Origin of the sequence: Pseudarthrobacter albicanus (assembly GCF_018224015.1) — a bacterium.
Classification (GTDB): Bacteria; Actinomycetota; Actinomycetes; order Actinomycetales; family Micrococcaceae; genus Arthrobacter; species Arthrobacter albicanus.
In genome coordinates this window covers 1-3,896 of record NZ_JAGPOT010000157.1, presented here as the reverse complement: position 1 = coordinate 3,896, position 3,896 = coordinate 1, and the positions used below count along the sequence as shown (strand labels likewise).

5 protein-coding genes are annotated in these 3,896 nt (G+C 65.1%); 2 read left to right on the top strand and 3 right to left on the bottom strand.

Annotated elements, in window-relative coordinates; translation table 11 throughout:
- On the top strand, positions 1-499 hold a 499-nt coding region (locus J9611_RS20975), incomplete at its 5' end, for an HNH endonuclease (protein WP_211883093.1).
- A 355-nt stretch (positions 500-854) separates the two neighbouring features.
- Here the strand turns inward: J9611_RS20975 and J9611_RS22440 are convergent.
- The 3 genes from J9611_RS22440 to J9611_RS20960 all read right to left on the bottom strand — a co-directional run bounded on the left by J9611_RS22440 (position 855) and on the right by J9611_RS20960 (position 2,983).
- On the bottom strand, positions 855-1,574 hold the full coding sequence (locus tag J9611_RS22440) for a glycoside hydrolase family 16 protein (protein WP_211883091.1): 720 nt from the start codon (positions 1,572-1,574) through the stop codon (positions 855-857).
- A 179-nt stretch (positions 1,575-1,753) separates the two neighbouring features.
- Positions 1,754-2,173: a nuclear transport factor 2 family protein gene (locus J9611_RS20965; protein WP_211883083.1), complete on the bottom strand. Its 420-nt coding sequence runs from the start codon at positions 2,171-2,173 to the stop codon at positions 1,754-1,756.
- A gap of 72 nt (positions 2,174-2,245) precedes the next feature.
- The gene (locus J9611_RS20960) at positions 2,246-2,983 is read right to left on the bottom strand and encodes a LamG-like jellyroll fold domain-containing protein (RefSeq protein ID WP_246528122.1); all 738 of its coding nucleotides are present in this window, start codon (positions 2,981-2,983) and stop codon (positions 2,246-2,248) included.
- Positions 2,984-3,474: 491 nt separating this feature from the next.
- On the opposite strand from J9611_RS20960, the gene J9611_RS20955 reads away from it, so the two are divergent.
- On the top strand, positions 3,475-3,651 hold the full coding sequence (locus J9611_RS20955; RefSeq protein WP_211883081.1) for a CsbD family protein: 177 nt from the start codon (positions 3,475-3,477) through the stop codon (positions 3,649-3,651).
- Positions 3,652-3,896: the final 245 nt, after the last annotated feature.

Genomic DNA, 3,896 nt, shown 5'->3' with positions numbered 1-3,896 from the left:
CGGCCTCACCGGGGCTTCGCCGGCGTTCGCCATCTGGCTGCGGCGGCTCTACACCGCCCCGGGGACCGGGGACCTGCTGGCCCTGGACTCCCGGGCCCGGCTCTTCCCGGCCGGGCTGCGCCGCTTCCTGACGGCCCGGGACGACACCTGCCGCACCCCCTACTGCGACGCCCCGATCCGGCACCTGGACCACATCATCCCGTGGCACGAGGGCGGCACCACCAGCCACGCCAACGGCTCCGGGCTCTGCGAAGCCTGCAACCACACCAAGGAAATCCCCGGCTGGGCCGCGCAGCCGAGGCCGGGCCCCCGTCACACCCTCGAACTCACCACCCCTACCGGCCACACGTACTCCTCCACCGCGCCCCCGCTCCCCGGCACCCGCATGACCGGCGACCCGATGGCCGGCATCCCGCTCCCCGGAACCCTCCACGACCAGACCCGCCACCGGCACGAACCCCGGCAGGAACCCCGCACCACGCAAAGGTCAAGATCCTAAAACGCGCCCGGCTCAACGACCCGCTGGTGGCCTGAAGACGGAAGTGACCCAGCCGGCCCAGTGCTAGCCAGCCATCCGTTCGGCGTTCATCATCGGTGCGTGAGCGCGCTCAGATCGGCGGCAATAACCGGGCCGATGTTGATCAGGACCGTCGGGACAACGGCGGCGAGCGCAAGCGCCCACCCGGCCCCCGGCGTCGGGCTCGGTTTCCAGCGATGCGCAGCGCGTTGAATGTCCGCTGGTGCTCGTGGACGCCTGCGGAGGCTGGCGGCTTCCGGTGCCAGGTGCACGGAAGTTCGGCCGCCGCCTTTTGCCGGCGACCAAAAAGATGCGTCCGGCAACCCACACGGACTGGTCACTTGTAGACGCGGATCCAGTCGACCTGCATCTGGGTCGGTGCCGTGGGGGTCCCATCCGGGAACCAGTCCAGTTGGACGGTTTGGTGCATCCCAACCGTGGGCTGGTGTGCCGGGTCTGAGTCGGTGAACCATGGCACCCCGTCCACGTAGCCGGTGATCCCGGCCGGCGTCCACTGAACCGCGTAGTTGTGCCACTGCGTGTTGTCGACCGTTCCTGTTGCCCCGGTTTGGAAGCCCGGACCGCTGCAGGCATGGTGCAGGAAGAACTTGATCAAAGTCGCATTGGAGGTACCTTCGGCGTAGTCCACCTCTGCACAGTTCGGGGAGATATTGTTGTTCGGCCACAGGATGAGCACGGGATGGTACTTCGGGTCCCGGACGCTGGTTCTCATCCGGGCTTCCCACCGACCATACTGCTGTTGCGCAAACCGGGCTGATATGCCCCCGGTAGTGCCGGCGGAGTCACCGCTGACTGTGGCAACGCCGCCAGCCACGGCCCAGGCCTTGGGACTCCGGATCCCCTTGCCTGCATGCCCCACACCGTCAAATACGTTCCACTTAGCTGGATCCGGTGGCCCCGTATTAGAGAATTCGTCCCCGGCAACCACCGGGCCCCACCCGTTGACGATCGCGGCCTGCGTACCATCTGTGCTCGCCGCTGCGGCGGGCGCCCGGTCCGGGACCGGCGGGAAGCTCCACCCGGTCAGGCTAAACATGCCCACAGCCATCAATACCGTCGTACGCTTTAGGAACATGGCCTATGGTAGCGCCTCAAGAATCCCTGCGGATATGCCCAGAGGCAAGCTATTTTCCAGGCCATACCCTACAAATCGGCGGAGCCGGGACAATTTCTGCTCCCTGGCCGCCTCCGGCATCTGGGCTACTTGTAGGATGCTCAGTCGCCGGCATGGTCCGGCCGGCGCCCCGACAGAGCCTCCACCGCCTCCTCGATTCCCGCGGCCTCGTGTTCGACGTCCTCCATATACAGCCTGCCGGCCGTGATCAGGTGGTCCTTCAGTTCGAAAAGGGCCACCCCGCGGACCTGGAACGGTTGCCCGTCGGTGCGATGTCCGGACCAGGACCATTCGGTCCACGTGGTGTTCCCGTCGTCGACGGAGCGGATCAATTCCGCCTGAAAATCAGGAATCCCGGCGAACATGGCCGCCCAGTTCGCGTGCATCTGGGCCCGGCCGACAAAGGCCCGGCCAGGATGGGCAGGCTGCGCGCTGCGGTATTCCTCGTGGAACAGCGCTGCCGCCACCTCGAGATCATGCGCGTTCATCGCCGTCACCAGCCGATCCACTACTTCACTCATCAGATCTCTCCCTTCGGACTGACTGGCCGACCCCTTCAGTCCCGGTCCCGGCACCGGGTGAAGAGGCGAAATTTACCGGACGGTAATGCTGACGTCGTCGATGTAGGTGTCACCCATCTGCCGGGAGTGCTCCGCTCCCAGTTGCACTCTGGTCAGAGCCTTGTGGCCCGTGCTCACCTTGTTGCTGGAAAACAGGAGCTGGCCGTCGAACCAGACCTCGGCGGTGGACGTGGGGCCGTTCAGCACGGCATGGAGCACCAGGTGGTGCCATGCGCCCAACCCGGCAGCGACGCCGCCCAGCCTGAGGTAATCGAAGGAACCGACCGGGGAAGCGACGCGGAGCCAGAGCTGGCCGTCGCTGTTTGACCGGTGCACGTCCATCACGCGGGCGGAACCGTTGAAGACCCGGAAGTACGGGACGTCGCTATTCGGCAAGCCAGCCTTGGTCATGTTGAACCACCCGTCCGCGTAAACCTCCCTGGATCCGGAAGGCAAGGACCGGGTTGCCATCATGGCAACCGAGCCGGCGTCCGCGGTCGCGTGAAGGTAGGCGCTGCAGGCCCCCGAGCGGCGCTGGACGGAAGAAACAGTGGCGGTCCCAGTCCCCGACGTTCTCGGAAGCAACTTCTCCAACGTTCCAGTTTCGAAGGAGGTCTGCAGCGCGATGGAGCCCGGGTGCGGGTCGTACTTCACCTTCGTCGCCGGCTGGCAGGCGGGGGCCGCGGACGCCGCCGGGGCGGTCAGGAGAGTCCCGCCGATCATCGGGACGGCAAGAGCCGCCGCGAGCCCGATCCTTTTGAGTTTGTTCATGTCACTCTCCTCTGATTGTTCCGGCCCAGCCGGCCCCTGATAGTGAATTCGCCGGCCGTGGGGTCACCCGCGCAGCGTCGAGGCTCAACACCGGCGGACCAGTGTTGAGCGTTGTCGCCGGTTATACCGGTTATATCTGTATTCATGGAGTCAGCGAAGTGATCGTCGAACCACCCGTGCTCGATGCGGGCTGCCGCATCCGTCGCTCAGGCGTCCCGGGCCGGTCCGGTTCCGGAGCGCTGCTGTGTCCCGGCCGCCGTCGGCACTACCCCTGATGCAGGGAGGGCTTCGCGCCGCCTGAGTTCAAAAAACTATCTTGTATGTGCGTGCACCACAAGGGGCGTTGGGTACTGGAAATTTTCTTCTAAGCCGTGGCCTGTCCATCCCCTAGGGATGGACAGGTGCCTTTATGGCTGGTCCGTCCCTACAATTAGATGTCGGTTTCTACGGCATCCACGCCGCACGGGGCCGCGGATATAAGGAGGACCATCATGGGTTGGGGTGACAGGATCCATAACGCTGCCGGGAAATTCCACGGCAGGGGCAAGGAAGCATCCGGCGGGGCCATCGGCAACAGCCGCCTCAGGGGTGAGGACAAGGGCCGCCACTTCCGGGCCGATCTGAAGCAGGCCGGCGAAAAGATCAGGGGCGCGTTCAGGAAGCACTGATCCTCGAGCCGGAGGGCGGGAGTGCGGCCCGGAAGGACCGCACTCCCGCGGCCGGCCGATCGGCCCTTAACCTCGGCCTTTCATGAGGGTGCGCCTCCAGCCGCGTGTTTAAACGACGAAAAGTGCTCCTGAGGCGAGTTCCAGCGGTCGTTGCAACACCCCCGAAAAACGGGAGTTGCAACACCTTTGGAAATACCATCAATAACGAGTCCTCCCTTAACGGAAAAATCATCCTTAAGGAAAGA

Bases quoted from the DNA above. Each gene is read 5' to 3' on its own strand.
- J9611_RS22440 (WP_211883091.1), bottom strand. From the start codon at position 1,574: ATGTTTAGCCTGACCGGGTGGAGCTTCCCGCCGGTCCCGGACCGGGCG.
- J9611_RS20965 (WP_211883083.1), bottom strand. From the start codon at position 2,173: ATGAGTGAAGTAGTGGATCGGCTGGTGACGGCGATGAACGCGCATGAT.
- J9611_RS20960 (WP_246528122.1), bottom strand. From the start codon at position 2,983: ATGAACAAACTCAAAAGGATCGGGCTCGCGGCGGCTCTTGCCGTCCCG.
- J9611_RS20955 (WP_211883081.1), top strand. From the start codon at position 3,475: ATGGGTTGGGGTGACAGGATCCATAACGCTGCCGGGAAATTCCACGGC.